This is a genomic window from Polynucleobacter rarus (assembly GCF_003072505.1).
Lineage (GTDB): Bacteria > Pseudomonadota > Gammaproteobacteria > Burkholderiales > Burkholderiaceae > Polynucleobacter > Polynucleobacter rarus.
On the sequence record NZ_NTGB01000001.1, the window covers coordinates 638545 to 664954 of the forward strand.

The 26410-nt window shown below is 40.7% G+C and carries 27 protein-coding genes; 18 read left to right on the plus strand and 9 right to left on the minus strand.

The genetic code is table 11. The features are described from left to right. Positions 1 to 12: 12 nt before the first annotated feature. Genes AOC35_RS02955 through AOC35_RS02965 form a run of 3 tightly spaced genes read left to right on the plus strand, consistent with a single transcriptional unit; the run spans position 13 to position 3975 of the window. On the plus strand, positions 13 to 2619 hold the full coding sequence (locus AOC35_RS02955) for a circularly permuted type 2 ATP-grasp protein (protein WP_108645702.1): 2607 nt from the start codon (positions 13 to 15) through the stop codon (positions 2617 to 2619). A 2-nt stretch (positions 2620 to 2621) separates the two neighbouring features. Further along, a complete protein-coding gene (locus AOC35_RS02960) occupies positions 2622 to 3548 on the plus strand; it encodes a transglutaminase family protein (RefSeq protein WP_108645703.1) in 927 nt (308 codons plus the stop codon). Positions 3549 to 3567: 19 nt separating this feature from the next. Next, positions 3568 to 3975, plus strand: a complete 408-nt coding sequence (locus tag AOC35_RS02965; protein ID WP_108645704.1) for a GFA family protein — start codon at positions 3568 to 3570, stop codon at positions 3973 to 3975. Here the strand turns inward: AOC35_RS02965 and AOC35_RS02970 are convergent. Further along, positions 3972 to 4919 carry a Bug family tripartite tricarboxylate transporter substrate binding protein gene (locus tag AOC35_RS02970; protein WP_211307544.1) on the minus strand — a complete coding sequence of 316 codons (948 nt, stop codon included), beginning with the start codon at positions 4917 to 4919 and terminating at the stop codon, positions 3972 to 3974. The genes AOC35_RS02965 and AOC35_RS02970 overlap by 4 nt on opposite strands. A gap of 157 nt (positions 4920 to 5076) precedes the next feature. Beyond that, entirely contained in the window at positions 5077 to 5625 is a 549-nt protein-coding gene (locus tag AOC35_RS02975; RefSeq protein ID WP_108645706.1) for an LOG family protein, read from the minus strand. 186 nt (positions 5626 to 5811) lie between these two features. On the opposite strand from AOC35_RS02975, the gene crcB reads away from it, so the two are divergent. The 3 genes from crcB to AOC35_RS02990 are packed head-to-tail and all read left to right on the plus strand — an operon-like array spanning position 5812 to position 7022. Beyond that, on the plus strand, positions 5812 to 6189 hold the full coding sequence (gene crcB / locus AOC35_RS02980; RefSeq protein ID WP_108645707.1) for a fluoride efflux transporter CrcB: 378 nt from the start codon (positions 5812 to 5814) through the stop codon (positions 6187 to 6189). Positions 6190 to 6198: 9 nt separating this feature from the next. Then, the gene (locus AOC35_RS02985) at positions 6199 to 6723 is read left to right on the plus strand and encodes a gamma carbonic anhydrase family protein (RefSeq protein WP_108645708.1); all 525 of its coding nucleotides are present in this window, start codon (positions 6199 to 6201) and stop codon (positions 6721 to 6723) included. A gap of 2 nt (positions 6724 to 6725) precedes the next feature. Next, positions 6726 to 7022, plus strand: coding sequence for an antibiotic biosynthesis monooxygenase family protein (locus tag AOC35_RS02990; protein WP_108645709.1), 297 nt, complete (start codon positions 6726 to 6728; stop codon positions 7020 to 7022). 78 nt (positions 7023 to 7100) lie between these two features. On the opposite strand, the gene AOC35_RS02995 is transcribed toward AOC35_RS02990, so the two are convergent. The 3 genes from AOC35_RS02995 to AOC35_RS03005 form a co-directional block, all read right to left on the minus strand. Continuing rightward, positions 7101 to 7463, minus strand: a complete 363-nt coding sequence (locus AOC35_RS02995) for a hypothetical protein (RefSeq protein WP_108645710.1) — start codon at positions 7461 to 7463, stop codon at positions 7101 to 7103. Between the two features lie 156 nt (positions 7464 to 7619). Then, positions 7620 to 7916: a hypothetical protein gene (locus AOC35_RS03000; protein WP_108645711.1), complete on the minus strand. Its 297-nt coding sequence runs from the start codon at positions 7914 to 7916 to the stop codon at positions 7620 to 7622. Between the two features lie 66 nt (positions 7917 to 7982). Continuing rightward, on the minus strand, positions 7983 to 8717 hold the full coding sequence (locus tag AOC35_RS03005) for a pseudouridine synthase (protein WP_108645712.1): 735 nt from the start codon (positions 8715 to 8717) through the stop codon (positions 7983 to 7985). A gap of 104 nt (positions 8718 to 8821) precedes the next feature. Between AOC35_RS03005 and AOC35_RS03010 the strand changes: the two genes are divergently transcribed. The 4 genes from AOC35_RS03010 to AOC35_RS03025 are packed head-to-tail and all read left to right on the plus strand — an operon-like array spanning position 8822 to position 14466. Beyond that, positions 8822 to 10753, plus strand: coding sequence for an ATP-binding cassette domain-containing protein (locus AOC35_RS03010; protein WP_108645713.1), 1932 nt, complete (start codon positions 8822 to 8824; stop codon positions 10751 to 10753). Between the two features lie 10 nt (positions 10754 to 10763). Continuing rightward, a complete protein-coding gene (locus AOC35_RS03015; RefSeq protein WP_108645714.1) occupies positions 10764 to 11549 on the plus strand; it encodes an SDR family oxidoreductase in 786 nt (261 codons plus the stop codon). Positions 11550 to 11561: 12 nt separating this feature from the next. After that, positions 11562 to 14060 carry an ABC transporter permease gene (locus tag AOC35_RS03020; RefSeq protein ID WP_108645715.1) on the plus strand — a complete coding sequence of 833 codons (2499 nt, stop codon included), beginning with the start codon at positions 11562 to 11564 and terminating at the stop codon, positions 14058 to 14060. Between the two features lies 1 nt (position 14061). Next, entirely contained in the window at positions 14062 to 14466 is a 405-nt protein-coding gene (locus AOC35_RS03025) for a group II truncated hemoglobin (RefSeq protein ID WP_108645716.1), read from the plus strand. On the opposite strand, the gene AOC35_RS03030 is transcribed toward AOC35_RS03025, so the two are convergent. The 4 genes from AOC35_RS03030 to AOC35_RS03045 are packed head-to-tail and all read right to left on the minus strand — an operon-like array spanning position 14463 to position 16677. Continuing rightward, positions 14463 to 14999 carry an RDD family protein gene (locus AOC35_RS03030; RefSeq protein WP_245898405.1) on the minus strand — a complete coding sequence of 179 codons (537 nt, stop codon included), beginning with the start codon at positions 14997 to 14999 and terminating at the stop codon, positions 14463 to 14465. The two genes, AOC35_RS03025 and AOC35_RS03030, sit on opposite strands and share 4 nt — an antisense overlap. Before the next feature lie 36 nt (positions 15000 to 15035). Then, on the minus strand, positions 15036 to 15572 hold the full coding sequence (locus AOC35_RS03035) for a DUF3106 domain-containing protein (protein WP_108645717.1): 537 nt from the start codon (positions 15570 to 15572) through the stop codon (positions 15036 to 15038). Further along, a complete protein-coding gene (locus AOC35_RS03040) occupies positions 15553 to 16092 on the minus strand; it encodes a DUF3619 family protein (RefSeq protein ID WP_108645718.1) in 540 nt (179 codons plus the stop codon). Before AOC35_RS03040 ends, AOC35_RS03035 begins: the two co-directional genes overlap by 20 nt. Positions 16093 to 16110: 18 nt before the next feature. Then, entirely contained in the window at positions 16111 to 16677 is a 567-nt protein-coding gene (locus tag AOC35_RS03045; protein ID WP_108645719.1) for an RNA polymerase sigma factor, read from the minus strand. 199 nt (positions 16678 to 16876) lie between these two features. On the opposite strand from AOC35_RS03045, the gene AOC35_RS03050 reads away from it, so the two are divergent. The 8 genes from AOC35_RS03050 to pnp all read left to right on the plus strand — a co-directional run bounded on the left by AOC35_RS03050 (position 16877) and on the right by pnp (position 26409). Further along, a complete protein-coding gene (locus AOC35_RS03050) occupies positions 16877 to 18661 on the plus strand; it encodes an acetolactate synthase 3 catalytic subunit (RefSeq protein WP_108648682.1) in 1785 nt (594 codons plus the stop codon). Then, positions 18658 to 19149: an acetolactate synthase small subunit gene (gene ilvN / locus AOC35_RS03055; RefSeq protein ID WP_108645720.1), complete on the plus strand. Its 492-nt coding sequence runs from the start codon at positions 18658 to 18660 to the stop codon at positions 19147 to 19149. The genes AOC35_RS03050 and ilvN overlap by 4 nt, the downstream gene beginning before the upstream one ends. Before the next feature lie 58 nt (positions 19150 to 19207). Further along, positions 19208 to 20224 carry a ketol-acid reductoisomerase gene (gene ilvC, locus AOC35_RS03060; protein WP_108645721.1) on the plus strand — a complete coding sequence of 339 codons (1017 nt, stop codon included), beginning with the start codon at positions 19208 to 19210 and terminating at the stop codon, positions 20222 to 20224. A 23-nt stretch (positions 20225 to 20247) separates the two neighbouring features. Further along, positions 20248 to 20895, plus strand: coding sequence for a phosphatidylserine decarboxylase (locus AOC35_RS03065; RefSeq protein ID WP_108645722.1), 648 nt, complete (start codon positions 20248 to 20250; stop codon positions 20893 to 20895). Between the two features lie 83 nt (positions 20896 to 20978). Further along, entirely contained in the window at positions 20979 to 21764 is a 786-nt protein-coding gene (pssA, locus tag AOC35_RS03070; RefSeq protein ID WP_108648683.1) for a CDP-diacylglycerol--serine O-phosphatidyltransferase, read from the plus strand. A gap of 220 nt (positions 21765 to 21984) precedes the next feature. Then, entirely contained in the window at positions 21985 to 23544 is a 1560-nt protein-coding gene (locus tag AOC35_RS03075; RefSeq protein WP_108645723.1) for a 2-isopropylmalate synthase, read from the plus strand. A gap of 155 nt (positions 23545 to 23699) precedes the next feature. Beyond that, complete coding sequence (rpsO, locus tag AOC35_RS03080; RefSeq protein WP_108645724.1) at positions 23700 to 23969, plus strand: 30S ribosomal protein S15; 270 nt, start codon at positions 23700 to 23702, stop codon at positions 23967 to 23969. Positions 23970 to 24228: 259 nt separating this feature from the next. After that, positions 24229 to 26409, plus strand: coding sequence for a polyribonucleotide nucleotidyltransferase (pnp, locus tag AOC35_RS03085; protein WP_108645725.1), 2181 nt, complete (start codon positions 24229 to 24231; stop codon positions 26407 to 26409). Position 26410: the final 1 nt, after the last annotated feature.

The window sequence follows — 26410 nt, forward strand, 5'->3', positions numbered from 1 at the left end:
TGATAATAAGGCATGTCCCAATCTCAAAGTCAATCGAGTTTCTTTAAAGAACTAACGACTCAGCAGCAGTCGAGTAACGAGCAGTATGAGTCTGTTTCGAAAGCAGATGCAACTCATTACGATGAGTTGTATGATTCTGAGCAACCAGGCTCGCCAACCATGCGTGCGCATTGGCGAGATTTCTTTGGCTATTTACAGCCCAAAGGACTGAGTGACTTTAATGCTCGTACGAAAGAAATAGAACGACAAGTTCGAGATAATGGCATTACCTATAATATTTACGTCGACGAAAATGGTCCTCAAAGACCCTGGACCATTGATCTATTTCCCTTAATTATTCCGCATGAGGAATGGCTCGTTATTCAAGCCGGGATTATGCAACGAGCGCAATTGCTCGAAGCCATGATGCAAGACGTTTATGGGCCGGGTAATTTAATCAAAGAAGGTTTAATTCCACCGGCTTTAGTGAATGGCCATCCTGGTTATTTACGGGCCATGCATCAGGCGATTCCAAAAGATAAGAAGCACTTACACATTATGGCCTTTGATTTGGCCCGTGGTCCAAATGGTAATTGGTCCGTTTTATCGCAACGCACTCAAGCCCCTTCAGGCCTTGGTTATTTATTAGAAAATCGTAACTTAGTTTCGAAGCAGTTTCCCAAAGCCTATGAGCAAATGCGCATTGAGTCTTTGACGAGGGTGTACCGTGGTTTAGTTCAGTCTTTAAAGCGGGAAAGTAAGGCAGGCCAAAATGCGCACATTGTGTTGCTCACGCCAGGACCCTATAACGAAACGTATTTTGAACATGCCTACCTGGCCAGATATTTAGGTTTGACCCTAGTTGAAGGCAATGATTTGACAGTACGCAATCAGTGCGCATATCTGCGAACTATTCATGGTTTAGAACCGGTCCATGTCATCATTAAACGCTTAGATGATACCTTTTTAGACCCTTTAGAGTTGAAAGAAGATTCGACCTTAGGGGTGCCAGGGCTGATGCAAGTTATTCGTGCTGGCAATGTCGTGATCGCTAATGCACCTGGTAGTGGATTTTTAGAGTCTCCGGGCTTACTTGCCTTTTTACCCAGTATTAGTGAGCGTTTACTAGGGCAACCTTTGTTATTGCCCGCAGTCGATACTTGGTGGTGTGGTGAAGATGCTGCCTTTGAATCGGCCAAAGAGAATTTGGTGAATAGTGCTGTAAAAGCGACTTATCCTTCGTTAGAAGGGCATCAACATTTTGATTCCTTTTTAGTCAAAAACTTAGGTGCTAAAGAGTCTTCGAAACTTCTTGAAAAAATTAAAAAATCACCGGATGATTTTACGATTCAGTCCTATTTGCCTCTCGCTCAAATACCGACTTGGCAAGCTGATAGTAATCCTGATTTAGAAAAGTGTATTGAACCGCGCTCTTATATGCTGCGTGTGTTTGCGATGAGCGATGGTATTGGGAATTCTTGGCAGATTTTGCCTGGTGGTTTAGCTAGGATTGCGGCCGATCCAGACGGCGTTGCCTCCATGCAAAGAGGGGGCAGTAGTACCGATGTTTGGGTTCAAGGACAAAGCTATACTCAGTTACCCATCTTATTTCCGAGTAAAGCCACCTCGGTAGGTAAAGCCCATCGAGATAGGGTGATTACGAGTCGATCTGCTGAAAATTTATATTGGTTTGGTAGATACACAGAACGTAGTGAAAATACCATCGCTTTAGCGACGATGTACTTAGAGAGTTTAAATAGTGAAAACTCTCAATCTGATCTACTTTGGAATTGGTTGGATAAATCATGTCAAATGAATGGTCTGATGCCCTTCTCCCAAGCTGTTATGCCAACGACCTCGGAAGAAATGGAACCGAGAGATGAACGGATGCTTTTGTCGCAGTTGAACTCGTCGACCCTCATGAGCGTCGGTTTTAACCTACGGGCAGTGCAATCAGCAGCTTCCAAAGTTCGTGAATCTCTCTCCACAGACTTGTGGTCGATGATTAATCGTTGTGTGGAGCGTTTTGAAAATGATTGTCAATTGATGAAGGTGGGAAATGATTATTCAATTACCCTAGCGCTTCAAAGTTTATCAACTGCTAATCAATTTTTATCTGCTATTACGGGTGCGCAAAACGATCGAATGACTAGGGATGCTGGTTGGACTCTGATGAATATTGGACGTTTGATTGAACGTTTACAATTTTTCTCGAGTATTTTGGAAAGCGCAATTGAAGAGGGTGTGTTATCGAATCCATTTAACGATACTTCTGGATTTAATACCCTCTTAGGATTGTTTGATAGCACTATTACGTTTCAAGCTCAACATCAGCAAAGTCGCGATTTAAATGAACTACTAGAGTTACTCGTTTTTAATACTGAAAATCCGCGTTCAATCGCATGGATTAGTCGTAAATTAAGAAATCGGTTAGCAAAATTAACAAATTCAGAAACACGGGTTGAAAATAGCCATGTCGATGTTTTAGTGCATTTAGTGCCTCATGTAAAAGAAGTGGCTTTTGAAGATTTACTGGATTGTGTGAAAGATTGTATTCGTCAAGCCTGGACGATTTCTGATGAAATTACGGGGCGCTATTTCACGCATATCAAAAATAGCGCTTATAAAATTCAGAGGTAAATGTGAAGCTCGATATTCTGCATGAGACGGTTTACGATTATGATTTTCCAGTCGATATTACCCAACATTTAGCGCATCTAAAACCCAATGATTGTCTTGGTCAACGGGTTTTATCCACAAGCCTAATGGTGAGTCCTGAACCAGACTACTTCGAAGATCGAACCGACATTTTCGGTAATGTTAGTACGTTTTTCTCAATTGAGTCTAGGCATACCCGCTTAAAGACAGTTGCCAAAAGTGTCATCGAAATCGATCCTGCCAATGCTTATGTGCAAAATAACTTAATCAGTCCAGTATGGGAAGATGCCCGAAATTTTCATCGCTATCAAGCGCACCAACCCATTGCACCCGCAGCAGACTTCGTTTTTTCTTCGCCGATGATTTTGTTTGACGATGCATTTATACAGTTTGCAAAGGAGTGTTTTTTGCCTAAAACACCTATCCTTATTGCAGTTGTTGCTTTGATGCAAAAAATTCATCATGAGCTGCAATATGAAACAGCTTCGACTGATGTCAATACCCGTGCGATTGATTCCCTCAAAAATCGTAAAGGGGTCTGTCAAGATTTTGCCCATATTATGATTTCTTGCTTACGGATGTTAGGCTTACCGGCGCAGTATGTAAGTGGTTATATGTTAACTAAACCACCACCTGGTAAACCAAGGTTAATTGGCAGTGATGCTTCTCATGCTTGGGTGGCGATCTATATTCCTGCTGTAAACGGTTTTTCTGAGGCAGGTTGGTTTCATTTTGACCCAACGAACAATCGCTGGGGGCGTCACGCACCTGGAGAGGAATATGTTATCTTATCCAGAGGTAGAGATTATACAGATGTCTCGCCCATCCGGGGGGTGATTCATGGCGGTGGTAATCACCATTTATCTGTGGCTGTGACAGTATTGCCTTTCAATGAAAAATTATTTGCTTGAACTGTACTAGGGAGATTTTATGCAGGAATATTTAGGTTCTTGTTTGTGTTCTGGCGTGCACTACAAAATTACAAATCAACTTGGACCGATTGTTTATTGTCATTGCCAACGTTGTCAAAAAGCGAGTGGCTCTGCTAGCGTTCATTCCGTTGAAATCCAGCGTAGTGACTTTGCGATTACGCAAGGCAATGATTTAGTGCAGTGTTATGAAAACCCAGGTCAAGTAAACCGTTTCTTCTGCAAACGCTGTGGCTCTCAGCTCTTTAGTCAACGAGAGGCCACTCCTGATTCGATGCGGGTGCGACTAGGTACTCTGGATACGAAAATTGATAAAAAAGTTGCGTTCCATATCTTCGTTGATTCCAAACCACTGTGGGACGATATTCTCGATGATGCCCCACAGTATCCAGCTAGACCGGGCGATTAATCTACCGTAATTTTTGCATCGTCCACGACTTTTTTCCAACGAATCGCTTCTTTTTTCACAAAGGCAGATAGTTCTTCCGGTGTGGTCGTTTCTACATCAGCACCTTGCTCTTCAATTTTCTTCTCAACCGCTTTATCGTGTAGTAATTCTATTAAGACCTTATTGAGTTCGGTAATGATTGGTTTTGGCGTACCAGCGGGGGCAAACATTGCATACCACTGATCTACTTCAATATTTGAAATACCTTGTTCATTTAAAGTTGGCACATTAGGGAGTACTGCAGATCTCTTTTTACCAGCGATCCCGAGCGCCTTAAGCTTGCCACCTTTAACTTGAGGATAGGCAGTAAATAAACTTGGAAACATGACCTGTGTAACCCCTGCCATCGTATCGACGATTGCGGGTGACGATCCTTTATACGGAACGTGAAGCATGTCAGTACCAGTATTTAATTTAAAAAGCTCACCGGTTAAATGTGGTGCCGTGCCTTTTCCTGCAGATGCATAGCTAAATTTATTCGGTTGTGACTTTAGTAGGGCAATCAATTCTTTTGCAGAATTAACATTTACACTAGGATTGACTACCAACAAGGTGGGTGATGTCGCAACCATGGTGATAGGCTCAAAGTTTTTAATTGGATCGTAACGTAATTTTTGTAAGACAGGGTTGATGCCGTGAGTCCCAATATAACCAAACATGAGGGTATAACCATCGGGATTAGCACGTGCCACAAATTCACTGGCAATGGCACCATTGGCACCAGCCTTATTTTCGATAATGACGGGTTGGCCTAGTCTACTACTGAGACCTTGACCAATAATTCTGGCCATCGCATCATTAGCTCCGCCAGGTGCGGTAGGAACCACAATCGTAATCGTTTTATTTGGGTAGGCTTGTGCGTGCACGAGCGAGTGCATACTCATAGCAGCGAATCCTATGCCCATTAAAGGAATTAAGCGTTTAGTAAGTAAACGTTTGAATTGCTGACGAAGTGTAGATGGGGAAGTGGTGGTTTTCATGGGAAGTCCGTTAGATCAGAAAATTGATTATAAGTGATGGGCGTATTTTTAGAGTGCTTTCCCAGTCAAATGTCCCAGCCAATCATTCGCTTATTGGGTGCAGTCGACTAAAAATATCCGCTACGTTCGAAACAATCTGAATCTTTTCAAAATGCGTATCGACCATGAAGCCATGATCTAAGCTATGTTGGAGAAATTGGATTAGTGGATCGTAATACCCAGACCAGTTTGCCAGAACAATTGTTTTTTGATGGGAGCCAATTTGCGCAGTTGCCCATACATCAAACAATTCATCAAAGGTCCCAATGCCGCCGGGGATGATGACAAAGGCATCTGATAATTGGCCCATCAACATTTTGCGCTCACTCATTGTTTTTACAAAATGTAATTCGGTAAGTCGTTCTTGATCTGGTTTTTCTGAAAGTAAATTTTCGGGTATGACGCCGGTTACCCGACCTTGATTCTGAAAAACGCCATCAGAAACCTGGCCCATGAGACCTCTACTACCCCCACCAAAGACCAAGCCCCAGCCTCTTTCAGCAATTCCTTGGCCCAGATTGTAAGCCCAGTCTTTCCATTCAGGAACATTTCCAAACCGAGAGCCACAGAAAACAGCAATATTTTTAGTCATAAGTCTTATATTGTTAATTACGATGAAAAAATGGATAGCAAAAGATCACTTCGTTTAGTTTAAAATACAATGAAGCTTAACAATATTAAATATAAAAAATTAAGAATTAGAGATGAGACATCACAACGCCTTTTGGATTAAAAATTCCAACTTTTATTTTTTTAATAATTCAGCACTCATCTAACTATGTTTCCATCCATTCTTGCCATTAGTATAGGTGCCTCATTAGGGGCATTACTGCGCTGGTCGCTAGCATTGATGTTGAATACTGTTTCCAAATCCGTCCCGATTGGGACCTTGATGGCAAATCTGATAGGTGGTTTATTAATCGGTTTGGCTATTACCTTTTTTGAGCAACATCAAGACCTCCCGCCACAATGGCGATTACTCATCATTACGGGCTTTTTAGGGGGGCTAACAACCTTTTCCACCTTCTCAGCTGAAGTCACGCAAATGATTCAAGATGGCGATTTAACCACCGCATTGTTGACGATTCTGCTGCATGTGATGGGGTCCTTATGCATGACATTCATTGGTATTTATATTTTTAAATTTTTTAAATAGGAGCTTCAAATGGCAATTTATCAATTAGGGGATAAAATCCCACAGATCCACCCAGAGGCTTATGTAGCAGAAGAAGCGGTAGTGATTGGCCATGTGATTATTGGCGCGAAATCAACTATTTGGGCAGGTGTTGTGATTCGTGGAGACAATGAACCCATTACCATCGGTGATTCAACCAGTGTTCAAGAAGGTACGATTATGCACGTCGATAAAGGTTGCCCACTGACGGTCGGTAACAATGTCACGATTGGTCATCAGGCGATGTTGCATGGTTGCACGATTGAAGATGGCGCCTTGATTGGTATTCAAGCGATTGTCTTAAATAATGCCTTGATCGGTAAAGAGGCTTTAGTTGGTGCCGGAGCTGTAGTAACGGAAGGCAAGGTCGTTGGACCCCGCAAAATGGCGATTGGTGCGCCTGCTAAGGAAGTTAAAGATGTCAGTCAAGAAATGATTGATCGCCTAGCAAAAGGCACGATTGGTTATGCTAACCGAGCAAAAATCTTCAAAGAAACACTCAAAAGAATAGGCTAATCATGGTTCTAGAAATTGCGGATTTAAGCATTTTGCCCGGAAAAAATGCCGAGTTTGAACTTGCAATTGCCGCCGGTGTGAAAGAAGTCATTTCAAAGGCGAAAGGATTTATTGGCTTTAAGGTCCAAAAAGGGATTGAAAACCCGAATCGATACTTGCTAATGATCGAATGGGAAACTTTAGAAAATCACATGGTTGATTTTCGTGAGTCTCCTGAGTTTGCGCAGTGGCGCGGTTATGTGGGGCCATTCTTTGAAAAGCCCCCAGCGATGGAGCATTTTGAATTACTTATTAGTTGAGTTCACTCCCGCAATTTAACAGCGGGAGGTGCACCATTTCTAAGAAGATTACATCGAGCAGATACCTTTTTTACATTTTTATCGTTTGATTAATACGAAGGACATCGAAGTTGCGTTAGAAAAAACTTCTTGTCCGCAAATGCATTTTAATTGACTGAAATTATAAATTTCTGATCCACATTGATGACACCAGTCGGGAAGATGCGAACGTCTATAAAAGTGAACTTGTTTAATTGATTCTGATAAAAATAAAATTTGGTTTTTAGTTAGTAAAGAGTTTTCTGCGATTTTATTAGCGATTTCATCGTTGACTTTAACGTTGATTCTTTGAAAATGCTGCAAACTAATGAGCGCATGAAAAGCATTACCCACTTCAACCTGAGCCTTCAATTTTTTATATTCTTTTACTTTTTTGAATTTCCACCATCTAGGACGAATCATATCGCTTGTCCACCATACATGGCCGGGTAATGAAGTATCTATATCCTCTAATATATAAATGCCATTACTTTTTAGTGACTCGAGACCTGCAAGTAAACAATTAATTTGATGCTGGGGAATGTGTGAGCCATCTTCAATAATTAAATCAAATTGATCCTACTTCAGAAAGTCAGCGATTTGACCCGGATCTCCTTGATCCAATTGCGTAAATTCAAACCGAGCATCCGTCGGCCATTCGCTTTGGAAAGTTAAAAAAAGATCCGCGCCAAATATTTTAGAGTTTGGAAATCTTTCAAGCAACCAGCGGATCGAATTCCCTTTGTAGACTCCGAACTCAGCTATTCGAGTAAATTCTCGTCCAGCAAAAAAAGTTTCGTAGAAGGGAATATATCCATGCCAATAGACCTTGTCACTGATACTTTTTTTTGGGGCTTCAACTTGGGTTATTTCCATATTCAACAATTATATTTAAACATCATAAATAAATCTATTCAATCAACGGATGTCTACTTCACCGAGTTAAAACTTTTCGTTATCCCTCAAGAATCGCCATTGTCCAACTGGAATGTTACCTAGAGGAATTTGGCCGATCCGAATACGCTTTAAGCCAACCACATGAAGGCCAACTAATTCACACATTCTTCTGATTTGTCGATTGCGTCCTTCTTTTAGAACAAATCGCAATTGATCTTCATTTTGCCAACTTACTTTTGCCGGTTTTAATGGGACTTCGTCTAAAGACAAACCATGACACAGCAGTTGTAAACCGTTCGGAGCAATTTTGCCCTCAACCCGAACTAAGTATTCTTTTTCAATGGGGCTATTCTCACCAATCAACAGTTTGGCAATGCGACCGTCTTGCGTTAATACCAATAAGCCTGATGAATCAATATCCAAACGCCCAGCAGGAGCTAAACCCCTAGTATTAAATTTTGCATTTCTATTGGCATCTAAATGCGTTCTAAAGAAATTTTCAGGTGTAACCAAGGCTGCAGCTGGGGGATATTCTTTTGCATCATCAAAATGAGAAATATAACTGATTGGCTTATTGAGCAGGATCGTGGCCCTTGCGTCTTGTAACTTCAACGCCTCTTTTTTGAGTTCAATCTTTTGATGAGGATATGCCCGTGACCCTAACTCGGAAACGACTTCCCCGTCAACGGTTACTAATCCTTGTTCGATATATTGATCTGCTTCACGTCTTGAACAAAGACCTTGTTCAGAGAGTAGTTTTGATATGCGTACTTTTTCCATAATCCGTATTATCGAACAAATTACATCAGAGTGGCTTAAAATTGATGCTTCATTGAAAATACATCTATTTTCAACACTTAAATTACCTACCTTACTGGATTTACATGGCCCTCTTTGTTTTAAATAACGCCAAACTCGCCTATGGGCACGTTGACTTACTTGCTAATACTTCATTTTCATTAGAAGAGGGAGAGCGGGTTGGTTTAATTGGCAGAAATGGTGCAGGAAAATCTTCATTCTTAAAAATTATTGCCGAAATTGAAAAATTAGATGATGGTTTGATTCAGAAACAGCAGGGAATACGGATTGCCTATGTAGCTCAGGAGCCAGCGTTTTTATCGTCCGATACGGTTTTTGATACGGTTTCTGTCGGTTTGCAAGATGTGAAACAAATGCGGGCCGATTACGAAGCCTTGAGTATGCAGGATTGGAATGATGACATACAACATCAAATGGATGTTTTATATTCTCAGATTGATGCCAATCAAGGTTGGGCTTGGGAGCAGAAAATTGATGAGGTGTTGCAAAAGCTACACCTAGATGGTTCTCGCTTGATGTCAGAGTTATCCGGTGGAAACAAGAAACGGGTTGCTTTAGCCCAAGCATTAGTCATTCAACCTGAAGTGTTATTACTCGATGAGCCAACGAACCACCTTGATATGGATTCGATTGAATGGTTAGAGCAACTGTTAGTGGATATGCATTGCTCGTTGGTATTTATTACCCATGATAGAGCGTTTTTAGATAAGGTTGCGACCCGAATTATTGAATTGGATCGTGGCATTATTCGTAGCTACCCCGGTAACTTCACAGCCTATTTAGATTTAAAAGAAAAACAGTTAGCCGATGAGGCTTTAGCGAATGCTCGGGCAGATAAACTACTTGCTCAAGAGGAAGTTTGGATTCGTCAAGGGGTCGAAGCTAGAAGAACAAGGAGCGTCAGCAGAATCGGTCGTCTAGAGCAGTTACGTGAACAGCGTAGTGCCAGACGTAATACAGTAGGTCAGGTAAAGTTAGATATTAATACTGGGGACAGGTCTGGCAAGATTGTGGCTGCCCTTGAAAATGTGGATTTAGCTTTTGGTGAGAAACAAGTTGTTAAAAACTTTACTGCAACCATTTTACGTGGCGATAAGGTTGGTATTTTGGGGCCGAATGGCGCTGGTAAATCGACCCTATTAAAACTAATCCTGGGTGAATTACCACCTGATCGTGGTGATATAAAACAAGGCAGTCAAATTGAAATTGCTTATTTTGATCAATTAAGAGAATCATTGAATTTGGAAGCCAGCTTGGAAGACTTTATTAGTCCAGGTAGTGAGTGGATTGAAATTGGCGGCCAACGAAAACATGTTAAATCTTACTTAAATGATTTCTTATTCTCTCCTGAGAGAGCACGTTCACCAGTTAAAACACTATCCGGTGGAGAGCGCAATCGATTGCTGTTAGCCAGACTTTTTGCTAAACCAGCGAACGTTTTGGTATTAGATGAGCCAACGAATGACTTAGATATTGATACCTTGGATTTGTTAGAAGAGTTCTTACAAGACTATCGTGGTACTGTGTTTTTAGTAAGTCATGATCGTCAGTTTTTGGATAATGTAGTGACCAGTATGATTGCCTTTGAAGGCGATGGCTTTTGGCGCGAATACGAAGGCGGATATGAGGACTGGAAAATTCAAAATGCAAGAAGATTAGCATCTATCTCAAAGTCACAAAAATCGCCGGGCTCTGCTAGTAATCAGGCATCTGATGTGAAAAAGACACAAGGTGCTTCAAGCAAAGAAACCAGTAATAAAAAGAGTGGTTTAAATAAGTACGAAGAAAAAGAATTAGAAAAAATCACCTCTCAAATTGAAGCCTTAGAACTTGCGCAAAGTGAAATTTCTCAACAGTTGAGCGACCCTAAAATTTATACTGAAGATCTCAAACGCGCTAAGTCATTACAATCGAAAATGACGAAAATGAGTGAAGATTTAGAAAAATTAATGATCCGGTGGGATGAGTTATCCAGTAAGGATTTAGAAATTAATTAAGGAGATTAAGATGGATTTAGGAATTCAAGGAAAAGTCGCTCTAGTTTTAGCATCCAGTAAGGGCCTTGGTCGTGCGATTGCTATTTCATTAGCGCGTGAGGGTGCCAAAGTGGTTATTTCAGGTAGAACAGTGGCTGCACTCGATGAGACGGCTAATGAAATACGCCTGTTTGGTGGTCAAGTGATGGTGTTACCTTGGGATATGTCGGATTTGAATTCAATTGAGGAAAAAATATCGACCATTGAAAAAGAGTGGGGAACAGTTGATATTTTAGTCAATAACACTGGTGGCCCGCCTCCGACTACAGCAGAGAATCAATCTTCTGATTTATGGCTTACTCAATTTCAACAGATGGTTTTAATGGTGATTAAGATTACAGACAGAGTTCTGCCTGGTATGAAAGAGAAATCTTGGGGACGTATCATCACGAGTACAAGTTCCGGCATGATTTCACCAATCCCTGGACTTGCCATCTCCAACACACTTAGAGCATCCATTATGGGGTGGTCAAAAACCTTAGCCAGTGAAGTTGCTAAGCATGGCATCACTGTAAATATCGTTTTACCTGGCAGAGTTGCGACCGAAAGATTAGGCCAACTTGACCAGTTTAGGGCGCAAAAAGAGGGTAAGACGGTTGATGAGATTGCGACACGCATGATTGCCTCGATCCCTATGGGGCGCTACGGTACGCCAACTGAATATGGCGATGCTGTCACTTTTCTAGCCTCGTCCAAAGCCTCTTACATTACGGGAACTTCTCTGCGCATTGATGGAGGCAGTTTCTCTGGCTTTTAGGCTCTAATTTTGATGAATCAATGGCTTACTTTCTTGAAGCGCTACACTTTATCCAGTGAGTTGATTTGGCTAGGTTTAGCGCTGTGGATTTCGATTGCATCATTAAGTAGTGTCACTTTTTTGATGGATCGACTAGATCAAACTTTTGAGAAAAATGCCCACGAGCTAATAGCTGCAGACCTTCTCGTTCGAGGGGATCAAGTACTTGATCCAGCCTTTGAAACTAAAGCAAAGCAAGAAGGACTTCGAACTGCGAAAACTATAATTTTCCCCACAATGGCTCGCTTCCAAAGTCAATCGAAATTGGTTGCGCTGAAAGCCGTATCAGACGAGTACCCCTTGCGAGGTCAGTTAACTTTAAAGTTTGGATCTAAAGGTTTATCCGCTCAAGAGATATGGATTGATGAGCAACTAGCTAAGCAACTCGATCTTTCGATAGGGCAAAGGATTGAGTTAGGTAGTAGTGAGTTCAAAATCACGGATATTATTCTCAAAGAAATGGATCGAGGAGCTGCCTTTATCAACTTCTCACCCAGAGTCATGATTAGAGAAGCCGATTTGGCAAAAACGGAATTATTGGGTTTGGGAAGTCGAGCTACCTATCGACTCCTGTTAGCGAGTCAGGATTCCCTAGATTTTAGAAGTACTCAGAAACAGATCAGTCAATTTCAAGAGTGGACAAAAGATTATATCCTCCAAAAAGGGCTACGTGGAGTGAAGATCGAGGAATTAGAAAACGGTCAACCTGTTGCCAGAAAAACGATTCAACAAGCAAATAAGATGATGTCTTTGGCAGCATTATTTACAGCGATGATTGCTGCTGTAGGGATTGCTCTATCCACCCATCGATACTCCCAAAAACATATCACTAGTGTGTCTATTTGGCGTTGCTTTGGCGCTTCTAGAAAGCAAATTTTAGTCAGTCACCTCAAGCCACTTTTATTGATTGGATTCGTTGCGACTTTAATTGGTATCGGTACAGGTTATCTAACGCATCAATTATTGCTGCATTGGATTGGCTCTCTCGTTACTCAAGACATCCTGCCACCAAGCATATTGCCTGTTATTTGGGCTTTTTTAGTTGCTTTTACTTTATTGCTTGGCTTTTCGGGTCCATCGCTTTTAGAGTTGACGATGATCTCTCCGGTTACGGCGCTGCGTCAATTAGAGTACAAAAAGTCTAAATGGTTCTTTATTAGTATTGTCGCGAGCCTTTTAACCTATGCAGTCCTCTTGATTGCTATTTCTCGAAACATTTATTTGAGTTTAACGGTTCTAACAAGCTTTGTTTTGGGTGCTTTAGTTGTTGTGATGTTTGCTTGGGCAATTTCTAAATGGCTCGGTAAACTGATTACCGGTCTTACTAACGCTCCACTAGGCCTTAAATTTATAGGTCAAAGAATGTTTGGCGGCACACAATTTACGGTAGTCCAAATCACTTCCCTCTCAATTGCCATGTTAGCTTTGCTTTTGTTAACTGTAATTAGAACGGATGTACTGAGTACCTGGCAATCGAGTATATCGCCCGATGCACCTAATCGTTTTTTATTAAATATCGCTCCTGAACAAAAGCTAGAAGTAAATAAGTTATTAGAAGAATCTCCTGTAAAAAAGAATTGGGATGTCTATCCTATGATTCGAGGCAGGTTAGTAAAGGTAAACCAAACGGCATTATCTTCTGAGAGTTTTGTCGATGAGAATGCCAAAAGACTAATTGACCGAGAGTTTAATTTATCCTATACACAGAACTTACCGGTTAAAAATTCAGTGATTGCGGGTAAGTGGTTCGGTGATGCTAAAGATGCTCGTGAGGTATCGATGGAAGCAGGCATCATGAAATCGCTAGGCTTGAAGTTAGGGGATCAAATTACTTTTGATGTTGCAGGTGTTGCCTATGATGTCAAAATAACTTCGATTCGAAAATTGGATTGGAACTCAATGAGGGTCAATTTCTTTGCCATAATGCCACCCACATTATTAAAAGAGGCACCTCAAACTTGGATTATGGCCTATCACCAATCGCCTAATTCACCGGTCGATGATAGGATTATTGAGCAATTTCCTAATGTCTCAGCAATTAATGTAGAGCAAACCATTGGGCAAGTGAATCAAATGTTGGGAAAACTTTTTTATGCGGTTCAAGCATTATTTATTTTTGCTTTGCTAGCGGGTTTGATTGTCTTATTTATTTCTGTTTTAGGTGTTCAAACTAAACGACTACGAGAAGCCGCAATCCTGAAAACTTATGGTGCAGATCAAAACTACCTAAATCGAGTTTGGTTTTTTGAATTTATAACGGTAGGAATACTAGCTGGTATTTTAAGTGGCAATATCGCAGGAGTTTCGGCTTGGGTTTTGGTAAAAAACTTCTTAGAAACCGATATGGATTATCCTTTTTGGTTGATTGGCATGGCGATCGTTTTAGGAGTAGTTTGTAGCTTTGTATCCGGCCTCTATTTAAAATACAAAATTAGTAATGTTTCCACAGTAAAAATTCTCCAAAGTTTTTGATATGTCCGATTCTGAAAATAAAACATCACCGACCTTATTCGACGAAATAGGGGGATACGACAAAATCAAAGAACTGGTGGACCAGTTTTATGACTTGATGGAACTGGATAGCGCGTTTTCGGAGTTACGAAAGTTACATCCTAATCAGTTAGACTCATCTAGAGAAAAATTAACCATGTTTCTTAGTGGTTGGACTGGTGGACCCAATTTGTACATTGAAAAATATGGTCATCCTAAATTGAGAGCTCGCCACCTCCCTTTCCCGATTAATTTGGCCATGCGTGACCAATGGTTGCAATGCATGGGCCAGGCAATGTATGACATGCAATTGCCAGAAGCGCTTTGGGAGAGATTGCTGAAGGCTTTTTTAGATACAGCGGATTGGATGCGTAATCAGCCTAATTAGGTAGATTTAGTTTTTGGTAATTGCACAAGCCTAGTTTTAGCCAGACGATCGACAAGGGACTGTGGCCCATTTATTCGATCTCTATCTAATAAACAAGTCATCGGCCAAAAGAGTAAAGCCATAAAAAACATTAACTCAATGGTTGGCCAATGGCCTAAAGGATGCCCCATCAGGATTTTGAAGACTCCATAAATGATCACTGTTGGGATTAACCAGAGTGTGCTTAAGGCATACCGAATTAGACCTTGGTTTTGACTCAGAAGCTTTCCTTCAAGATTAACCAGTTTGACATGCCAAGTTTGCATGGCTAAGGTTTGACCGGTCTTCTTCCAGTACCATACAAAATAAATACCAAATAATGAATAGACTAAACCAAAAGCTAGCCAATTTGGTAGTTGTATATTGAAAATGATGCCCAATAAGAGTGTAGGAACCAAATAACCTAGAGCCCAAACCCCGAGTAACATCAACATTTCGTAAAGGCCAATATAAATGCGACGTTTGATTGTTACAGCAGGTAAAAAAGTATTCAAAATAGCTCTTAGATAGTTATTATCAAACCAAAAACATCAATTTGATTTTAGCGATGGTGAATTCACTAGGGATGGTTTCTTTTGTTTCTTCGACAGAGCGTGCTCAGCAAGCTCTTTTTTTTCTTCGGCAGTAAGTTGTTGATACGCTTCCCAAGCTTCTAGCTTTTGATCGTTCGAAACAGATTGTGCTTTTAAAAAATTGGCTCTGGCGATTCTTTTCTCGTTAGCTGGGAGTTTAGACCAGTCTGCCATTCTGGCTCTAAGACGTTCTTTTTCCGCCTCAGTTAGGTTATCGAAACGATTCGCTAACTGAATCCATTTAACTCTTTGTTCTACCGTTAAATTAGACCAGTCCTCCTCAAGTGATGATAGAACCTCTTTTTGAACAGTCGATAAATCTGACCAATTAGAAGCTTTGGCGAGGCTACTGCCACCAATTAATGGCAGTGATTGCGCCTTCAGAGGTTGTTGAGCCATCAAACCACTGAAGATTGCGAGTAGTAAAAGTAAATGGAAGACTACTGTTTTATAAGAAATTGTTCGGCTTTGCTGATCAAGGGTTTTGGCTAGCATCTTTGACGGCCTCGGTATGAGCAGTATCTTGAACAGTATCTTGAACAGTTATCTGATCTTTATTTTTGATGGCTTGCTCTTTTTCAGTCTCTTTACGTTGAATCATTTCTTTCAAGAAAACACGAAAGCCTTCATCGGCGTAAGCGTCGGGTGGCACTGAGTCACTCAAAATTGCAGTATCTAAGTCAGCAATATCGCTGATCCGAGAGTTTTGTTGCCAATCAACTACAAAGTACAGAACAATGGATGTCACTAGCAACATACCAACCCAATTAATAGAAGATCTGAGGTTTAGTAGGTCAAAAGTGGCAGAAGAAGAGGTACGAGAGCTAATCTTTTGCTTAGTTAGGGCAATTTCCCGAGCATTTTCAAGACGAGCGAGCACATGGGGAGATAAATGTTTTAATTCTTTATCAAGAGAAACAGCAACAGTTTTGCCAATTTGGTCAATAATCAAGTCCTGAGACTGAAGTGAGTGTGACTCTTCACCAGATAAAAGTATTTGATTTGTAGTGTTCATAATGATTATCTGCCTATTTTAAAAACTAATTCCCAATTTTTTTAGTGCTGCTGCCAAACTTTGACTTGCCCTAGAGCAATGTGTTTTAACGCTTCCTTCAGAAACTCCCATGATTTTGGCAGTTTCAGAAATATCTAACTCTTCCCAATAACGCATGAGGAAGGCTTCGCGTTGACGTTTTGGTAATTTTTCTATCTCTTTTTCCAAAATTGTTGAAAGTTCCATCCTTTCTAACTGCTTTGAAGATTCCTGACCAAAAAGAGCATCCTCTGGGTTTTCAAAAAACTCTTCAGGATCAATTTCTTCCCCATCACTATTTTTACCAAATTTTGAGAAGAGGGTGACCCAAGTATTCCTAACTTTTTGCCGTCTGAACCAGTCTTTTGTACAGTTTTGCACAATTCTAGTGAAAAGTGGTGGTAATTCAGCAATATTTTTGTCGCCGTAGCTTTCCGCAAGTTTAATCATTGCATCTTGCACAATATCCAATGCTGCATCCTCATCTCGAACCGCAAAAAGTACCTGTTTAAAGGCGCGTTTTTCACTCGAGATGAGAAAATCGGAAAGTTCTTTATTTGAAGCCATATTAAGATTTTAGACTGCATTGCGTTAAATTGTAGATAAAAATCATTAATCTGTAATATAATTTACAGTTCGCTTGTACTAACCTTTCAAAAGATGGATTGGAACTTAACAAGCATTCGCCGCCCTAAGTCAAGTCAAAAGCATGAATACGGGCAGACCAAACAATTTTTTGCCGAAAATTGCAAAGGACTTTTATATAATGAATTCGATAAACGAAGCAGTACTCCCTCACTCAAATCTTAACCCTACTCAAGAAGAGCTCGCCAATGCGCCAGTGATAATTGGGGCAGAAATTCTTGTTCGTGCTTTAGCTGAAGAGAAAGTTGAATTTGTATGGGGCTATCCAGGTGGATCCGTCTTATATATTTATGATGAGATTCACAAACAAGATAAGTTTGAACATATTTTAGTGCGTCACGAGCAGGGTGCTGTGCACGCTGCCGACGGATATGCACGAGCAACCGGAAATGTTGGTGTCGCTCTAGTGACCTCAGGTCCTGGAGTTACCAATGCTGTAACGGGAATTGCAACTGCCTACATGGATTCAATTCCATTGGTGGTAATTACCGGTAACGTACCTTCTCACATGATTGGCGAGGACGCCTTCCAAGAGTGCGACACAGTGGGTATTACGCGCCCAATCGTCAAGCATAATTTTTTAGTGAAAGATGCTAAAGATTTAGCGCTGATCATCAAAAAAGCCTTTCACATTGCAAGAACAGGCCGTCCTGGACCTGTTGTAATTGATATCCCTAAAGATATTTCATTCCAAAAAGCAGCGTACATATATCCTAAAGAAATTGAAATGCGTTCTTATAATCCTGTAGTGCGCGGTCACTCAGGACAGATAAAAAAAGCAATTGGTATGTTGCTTGAGGCGAAAAAGCCTTACATTTACACTGGTGGTGGGGTAATTCTTGCTGATGCTTCGAAAGAATTAAAGGAATTTGCTGAGTTGCTTGGCTTTCCTGTTACCAATACTCTGATGGGGCTGGGTGGTTTTCCTGGGACGAATCCACAATTTGTGGGTATGCTTGGGATGCATGGAACTTATGAAGCCAATATGTCGATGCAGCATTCTGATGTGGTGATTGCTATCGGTGCTAGATTTGATGACCGAGTAATCGGTAATCCAAGTCATTTCATGAGCGTTCCAAGAAAAGTCATCCATATTGACATCGACCCATCCGTTATTTCTAAAAGAGTTCGCGCTGATGTGCCAATCGTGGGGAATTTGAAGGAAATATTAGTTGATATGATTGCCCAGATTCGTGCATCTGGCGGCTATAAGAATAAAGAAAGTTTACAAAATTGGTGGAGTCAAATTAACGAATGGCGTAAAACCGACTGTTTAAGATTTGACCGAAAATCAGAAATTGTGAAGCCACAATATGTGGTTGAAACACTCTGTAAACTCACTAATGGTGATGCTTTTATTTGTTCTGATGTGGGCCAACACCAAATGTGGGCTGCCCAGTTTTATAAATACAATAAACCACGCCGTTGGATTAACTCTGGTGGTTTAGGCACAATGGGAGTTGGTCTCCCCTATGCAATGGGTGTTAAAAAAGCTTTTCCAAATGAAGAAGTTTGCACAATTACTGGCGAAGGATCAATCCAGATGTGTATTCAGGAACTTTCTACTTGTCTTCAATATGAAACACCAATCAAGATTATCTCCTTGAATAACCGTTATTTAGGTATGGTGCGTCAATGGCAGGAATTAAGTTATAGCAAGCGTTACTCACACTCCTACATGGATTCTTTGCCTGACTTTGTCAAACTTGCCGAGGCTTATGGTCACGTTGGTATGCGAATTGAAAAAACATCCGATGTAGAAGGCGCTCTCAGAGAAGCTTTAAAACTCAAGAATAGAACGGTTTTTATGGATTTCCAAACAGACCCTACCGAAAACGTATGGCCAATGGTTGAAGCTGGTAAAGGAATTACTGAAATGTTGTTAAGTGGGGAGGGTAAGGAATGAGACATATCATTTCAGTCCTACTCGAGAATGAACCTGGTGCATTGTCAAGAGTGGTAGGTTTGTTTTCTGCTAGAGGTTACAACATTGAAAGTCTGACTGTTGCTCCTACAGAGGACCCATCCTTGTCTAGAATGACAATTGTTACTAACGGCTCAGATGAGGTGATTGAACAAATCACCAAACATCTAAACCGATTGGTAGAAGTTGTAAAAGTATATGATCTCAGCGAAGGTTCACATATTGAACGCGAACTCATGTTAATTAAAGTGCGCGCAGTAGGTAAAGAACGTGAAGAGATGAAAAGAACAGCTGATATTTTCAGAGGTCGGGTCATTGACGTCACTGATAAAAGCTACACACTTGAACTGACTGGCGACTCCTCTAAACTAGATGCATTTATTGAAGCGATTGATAAGTCCTCGATTTTAGAAACTGTCAGAACAGGTGCTTCAGGAATCGGTCGTGGTGAAAGAATTTTACGAGTCTAACCGATTAGTAATCTTTGGTTGAAGTTAATTATTAAAACAAATATTGATAGGAATTTTTATGAAAGTTTTTTACGATAAAGACGCGGATTTATCTCTAGTTAAAGGTAAACAAGTAACCATCATTGGCTATGGTTCACAGGGTCATGCACACTCTTTAAATTTACATGAGTCAGGCGTAAATATTACGGTTGGACTACGTAAAGGCGGAGCATCATGGAATAAAGCGGTTAACGCTGGATTAAATGTTAAAGAAGTTGCAGAAGCTGTAAAAGGTGCTGATATCGTGATGATGTTATTACCTGACGAACAGATTGCAGAAGTATATAAAAATGAAGTAGCTGAAAATATTAAACCAGGCGCAGCTTTAGCATTTGCTCATGGCTTCAATGTTCATTATGGTCAAGTTATTCCTAGAGCTGATATCGACGTGATTATGATTGCGCCTAAGGCACCTGGCCACACTGTTCGTGGTACTTATTCACAAGGTGGCGGTGTACCGCACTTAATCGCTGTATATCAAGATAAATCTGGCGCTGCTAGAGACATCGCCCTTTCCTATGCAACTGCCAATGGTGGTGGACGCGCTGGAATTATCGAAACTAATTTCCGTGAAGAAACTGAAACTGACTTATTCGGTGAACAGGCAGTTTTATGTGGTGGCGCGGTAGAGTTAATCAAAGCTGGTTTCGAAACTTTAGTTGAAGCTGGTTACGCTCCAGAGATGGCTTACTTTGAGTGTTTACATGAATTGAAATTGATTGTAGATTTGATTTATGAAGGTGGTATCGCCAACATGAATTACTCAATTTCAAATAATGCTGAGTATGGTGAGTATGTGACTGGTCCAAGAATTGTTACTGATGAAACGAAGCAAGTGATGCGCGATGTTTTAAAAGATATTCAAACTGGGGAATATGCGAAGAGTTTCATTTTAGAAAATCGTGCAGGAGCTCCTACTTTGATTTCACGTCGCCGTTTAAATTCTGAGCATCAGATTGAGCAAGTTGGAAGTAAACTTCGTGCCATGATGCCTTGGATTGCGAAGAACAAGTTAGTTGATCAATCTAAGAACTAAATTCAGAAGACTCTAGAAAATACATGACATATAACCATCCCCTGATCGCAAAAGAAGGTTGGCCATTTTTATTTGGCATTGGCCTCGTTGTTTTATTAGTAACTTATTTTGCAGGGATGGTGTATGCATGGCCATTTTGGATTATTTTCTTTTTTGTATTACAGTTTTTTAGAGATCCACCAAGATTGTTGCCCATTGCAGAAAATGCGGTTTTAGCACCTGCAGATGGAAGGGTCATCATCGTTGAAAAAACAGAAGATCCTTACGCGAATAGACCGGCACTGAAGATAAGTATTTTCATGAACGTATTTAATGTTCATTCAAATCGTATTGCAGTGAATGGTCGCATAACAAAAATTGAGTATTTTCCTGGTAAGTTTGTAAATGCAGATTTTGATAAAGCTTCCTTGGAAAATGAGCGTAATGCGATGGTTATCAATACCGGTAGACATACGATTACTTTGGTACAAGTCGCAGGCTTAATTGCTAGAAGAATTCTTTGTTACGCAAGAGTTGGTGATGTTGTAAAAAAAGGCGAACGTTATGGCTTTATCCGATTTGGATCAAGAGTCGATGTGTATTTGCCTTTGGATGCAGAACCCCTAGTTTCAGTGGGTGATAAGGTTGCTGCAACATCTTCTTTGTTGGCGATTATTCCAAATTTAGACTGATGACCGATTCATCTAAGATAACCAAAAAAGCGAAACACATTCGCCCTAAAATCTTTAGTCGTAGTCGACAAAAAAGACAGCAAATGGATATTCAACTGGCTTCTCAGCCAGATGCTGAAGATTTTTTCCCAGCAAGACCTAGAAGTAAGGCAATTTATTTATTGCCGAACGCATTCACTACAGCGGCATTATTTTTTGGCTTCTTTTCGATAGTTCAAGCCATGAATCAAAAGTGGGAAATGGCGGCAATTGCAATTTTTTGTTCGCTAGTTCTTGATGGTATGGACGGACGTGTAGCCAGAATGACTAACACGCAAAGCGCCTTTGGCGAGCAATATGATTCATTAGCCGATATGGTATCTTTCGGTGTTGCGCCTGCACTTGTGGCATATGAATGGTCTTTAAAAGGACTAGGCCGATGGGGTTGGTTGGCTGCTTTTGTCTATTGCGCCGGTGCAGCACTAAGGTTAGCACGCTTCAATATCTCTACCACTGTAGTTGATAAGCGTTTCTTTCAAGGATTACCGAGTCCTGCTGCCGCTTCGATTATTGCCGGATTTGTATGGTTGGTTGAAGATAATAAATTACCCGTTCATTCCTATGCAATTCCTTTGATCATGTTTTTTCTGACTATCTATGCGGGAACTACCATGGTCTCTAATGTCCTCTTTTATAGCGGAAAAGCCTTAGACATCAAATATAAGGTATCGTTTGGTGTCATGTTATTGGTGATTTTAGCCTTTGTTCTTATTTCAAGTGATCCGCCATTAACATTATTCTGTTTATTTGTTATTTATGCTCTATCTGGCTATATAAGATGGGTTTGGTTGGCTTTGAAAAAACCAAAAAATCCAACATTATCAAATTAACTAATTTTTTCAGGAATGACATCTACTTTAATTAGGTGTATGATATTTACATGAATACAAAATTTTTTGCATTATTATTATTAAACCTTCTGAAACTGGACCATTATTTTGGGGTTCGTGAGAATGCGCTTGGGTAATAAATAATCGCAACTAATCATCACCAACCCCAGCTAATAGCTGGGGTTTTTATTTTTGAGGTTGGACATTTGAGGAGCTTTTTATGAATCAATCAGCAACAGAAAAATTAATTATTTTTGACACCACATTACGTGATGGTGAACAGTCTCCTGGTGCATCAATGACCAAAGAGGAAAAAGTGCGCATTGCTAGGCAACTTGAAAGGTTGAAAGTGGATGTCATTGAGGCAGGTTTTGCTGCCAGTTCTCCCGGAGATTTTGAGGCGATTAAAGCGGTTGCTGCAGCAGTAAAAGATTCCACTATTTGTTCTTTGGCCAGAGCAAACGATAAGGATATCTCTAAAGCCGCGGAGGCAATTGCTGCGGCAAATTCTAAGAGAATTCACGTTTTCCTAGCCACCAGTGAGTTACATATGAAGATGAAACTTCGTATGACGAGGGAGCAGGTACTCGAACAGGCAATACAGTCAATTCGATTTGCCCGCAACTTTACGGATGATATTGAGTTTTCTCCTGAAGACGGTTATCGATCTGATCCCGAGTTTTTATATCAAGTGCTTGAAGCAGTGATTAAAGAAGGGGCGACCACAATCAATGTGCCTGATACGGTTGGCTATGCAATTCCTGAACTTTATGGTCAATTCATTTTGGATTTACGTAACAAAATCCCCAATTCAGATAAAGCTATTTGGTCGGTCCATTGTCATAATGATCTTGGCTTGGCGGTTGCTAACTCATTAGCTGGTGTGCATATTGGCGGGGCAAGACAGGTTGAGTGCACGATTAACGGTTTAGGTGAGAGAGCCGGAAATACTGCTTTGGAAGAAGTGGTAATGGCAATTAAGACACGGAAAGATTACTTTAACCTTTCGGTCGGGACTGATATTAGTCAAATTGTGGCTAGTTCAAAAATGGTCTCTCAAATCACTGGTTTTGTGGTTCAACCCAATAAAGCGGTTGTGGGAGCAAATGCGTTTGCACATGCCTCTGGTATTCATCAAGATGGCGTCTTGAAATCCCGAAATACTTATGAAATTATGCGTGCAGAGGATGTTGGTTGGAGTGCGAATAAGATTGTTTTAGGAAAGCTTTCTGGTAGAAATGCTTTTAGACAGAGATTACAAGAGCTTGGCGTAAGCATGGAATCTGAGGCAGATTTAAACGAAGCTTTTGCAAAATTTAAGGCCTTAGCAGATCAAAAGGCAGAAATTTTTGATGAAGACATTATGTCGATTATTTCTTCTGCCCAGCAAAATGTAGATGAAGATTTTTACCAATTCATCTCTTTGTCGCAAAAGTCAGAAACCGGGGAACAACCATTTGCAAAGATTGTCTTAAAACATGCTGGTTTAGAGCATATTTCAGAAGCGCATGGCAATGGACCCGTGGACGCCACCTTTAACGCGATTGAATTACAAGCAAAAAGTGGTACGGATTTATTGATTTATTCAGTAAATGCCATCACGACTGGTACCCAGTCGCAAGGGGAGGTGACAGTTCGATTATCCAAAGGTGGTCGGGTTGTGAATGGAGTCGGCACGGATCCGGATATTGTGGCTGCTTCGGCAAAGGCTTATCTAGCCGCTTTAAATAGGTTGTATGATCCATCACAAGAAAAATTGAACGCTCAAATGTCATCTTGAGATACCTTCAGAAGATTTTAGTGAAATAAATCTTCAATCTTGATATAATAAGAGGCTAATCTGAAATAGGTTAGCTTTTTTTAATCACGACACTTTATGCGGTTTACTCTCATTTTGATTGATAAGCTGCAGTGTTCGCAAGTTAGGAGTTACAAATGTCTGTAAATACAGAAGCAAAAGCAAGTATTGTTAAAGAGCATGCACGTGCTGAAAATGATACGGGTAGTCCAGAAGTTCAAGTCGCTTTATTGACTGCTCGCATTAATGATTTAACTCCCCATTTCAAATCCAATGCTAAAGATCATCATAGCCGTCGTGGCTTGTTGAAGATGGTTTCTCGCCGTCGCAGATTGTTGGATTATCTGAAAGGTAAAGATTTAAATCGTTATCGCACTTTGATTGAAAAATTAGGTTTACGTAAGTAAATCGCGATATGCCCGCAATAAAAAGCGGGCATTATTGTTTTGTTGGTAGTTAAATTGTAGTAATTGGGTGGTCTATAAGTTTGGAAATCATTGGGTATGTGTCATTCCATAGATTGTTTAAGTAAAACAATCTATGGAATGGCATGCCCTTTTCTCATATTTTTTCTAAGCAATAGCTCTACTCTGGTGATGTCGTAGCACTTTTACTACGGCGGTAGTTGTATGGTGTTCATACAACTATATTTATTGGAGAAAAATAATGAGTATGTTTAATAAGGTTACAAAAACTTTCCAATGGGGAAAGCACACAGTTCGCATGGAAACTGGTGAGATTGCACGTCAATCAGGTGGAGCAGTTTTAGTTGATATGGATGAAACAGTTATTTTAGCTACCGTTGTTGGTGCTAAAAAAGCAAAACCTGGACAAGATTTCTTCCCGTTAACAGTTGATTATGTTGAAAAAACATATGCTGCTGGAAAAATCCCTGGTGGTTTTTTCCGCCGTGAAGGTCGTCCATCTGAAGGTGAAACATTAATTTCTCGCCTCATCGATCGTCCAATTCGCCCACTTTTCCCTGAAGACTTCTACAATGAAGTTCAGATCGTGATTCATGTCATGTCGATCAATCCTGAAGTGCCATCTGATATCGTTGCCTTACTTGGTGCATCTGCCGCATTAGCCGTTTCAGGTATTCCTTTTAATGGTCCACTTGGTGCAGCCCGGGTAGGTTATAAAGATGGTGAATACTTACTAAACCCAACTCGTACAGAACAGTTGGATAGTCAGCTTGATTTAATTGTTGCTGGCACTCAGACTGCTGTTCTCATGGTCGAGTCAGAGGCGCATGAGCTATCTGAAGCCATCATGTTGGGTGGTGTAGTGTATGGTCATGACCAAGCTCAAATTGCAATTAATGCAATTCAGGATTTGGTAAAAGATGCTGGTAAACCTGAATGGGATTGGACTCCTGCAGCAAAAAATGAGGAGTTAATTGCACGTGTTAACACGATTGCTGAGCAAGCAATGAGAGATGCCTATCAGATTCGTCAAAAACAAGCTCGTTCTACAAAATTAAAAGAAGTGACCTCTTCTGTTATGACTCAACTTGCTCAGGACGGTGAAGTTGATGAGGTAGCAGTCGGTAATATCTTATTTGCACTTGAATCTAAAATCGTTCGTAGTCAAGTTTTAAGTGGCGAGCCACGGATTGATGGACGTGATACAAGAACTGTTCGTCCAATTGAAATTAGAACAGGTGTTTTACCTCGTACCCATGGTTCAGCACTCTTTACGCGTGGTGAAACTCAGGCATTAGTAGTGGCTACTTTAGGTACTGCTAAAGATGAACAAATTATTGATGCGTTGGATGGTGAATACCGTGATCGTTTCATGTTCCATTACAACATGCCTCCTTTTGCAACAGGTGAAACCGGCCGTGTTGGTAGTCCAAAGCGCCGTGAAATTGGTCACGGTCGTTTAGCTAAGCGCGCCTTGATCCCTGTATTACCGAAGAGTGATGAGTTTGCATATAGTATTCGTTTGGTTTCTGAAATTACTGAATCAAATGGTTCATCATCAATGGCTTCTGTTTGCGGTGGCTGTTTAGCATTAATGGATGCTGGTGTTCCTGTGAAGGCGCATGTTGCTGGCGTTGCAATGGGCTTGATTTTAGATGGTAATCGTTTTGCAGTGTTAACAGACATCTTAGGTGATGAGGATCACTTAGGTGATATGGACTTTAAAGTAGCTGGTACTGCAAATGGAGTAACTGCACTCCAGATGGATATTAAAGTGCAGGGTATCACTAAAGAAATTATGCAAGTTGCACTTGAGCAAGCTAAAGAAGGCAGACTGCATATTTTGTCAAAGATGCAAGAGTCAATGGCAGCAATCAGAACAGAACTGTCTGAGCACGCTCCACGTATGGTAACTATCAAAATCCATCCAGATAAAATTCGTGAAGTGATTGGTAAAGGCGGCGCAACGATTCAGGGAATTACTAAAGATACTGGCTGTTCAATCGATATTAAAGATGATGGAACTGTTACTATCGCTTCTACAAGTGCCTCAGGTATGGAAGAAGCAAAGCGCATGATTGAAGGTATTACTGCTGAAGCTGAAGTTGGTAAGATTTACGAAGGCCCAGTCGTTAAAATTCTTGAGTTTGGCGCTTTAGTTAACATTCTGCCAGGTAAAGATGGATTACTTCATATCTCTGAAATTGCTCATGAAAGAGTAAAAGAAGTAAAAGATTTCTTGCAAGAAGGCCAGATTGTTAAAGTCAAGTTACTTGCTGCAGACGAAAGAGGCCGTTTGAAATTGTCGATGAAGGCGCTAAGCCCAGAAGAAGGTGGTCCAGTACCTCCAGTTTCTCAGCAAGCCCCTAAAGTAGACATTACTCCTGAAGAAGTGCCAACTACACCAAGTTCGGAACAGTAAT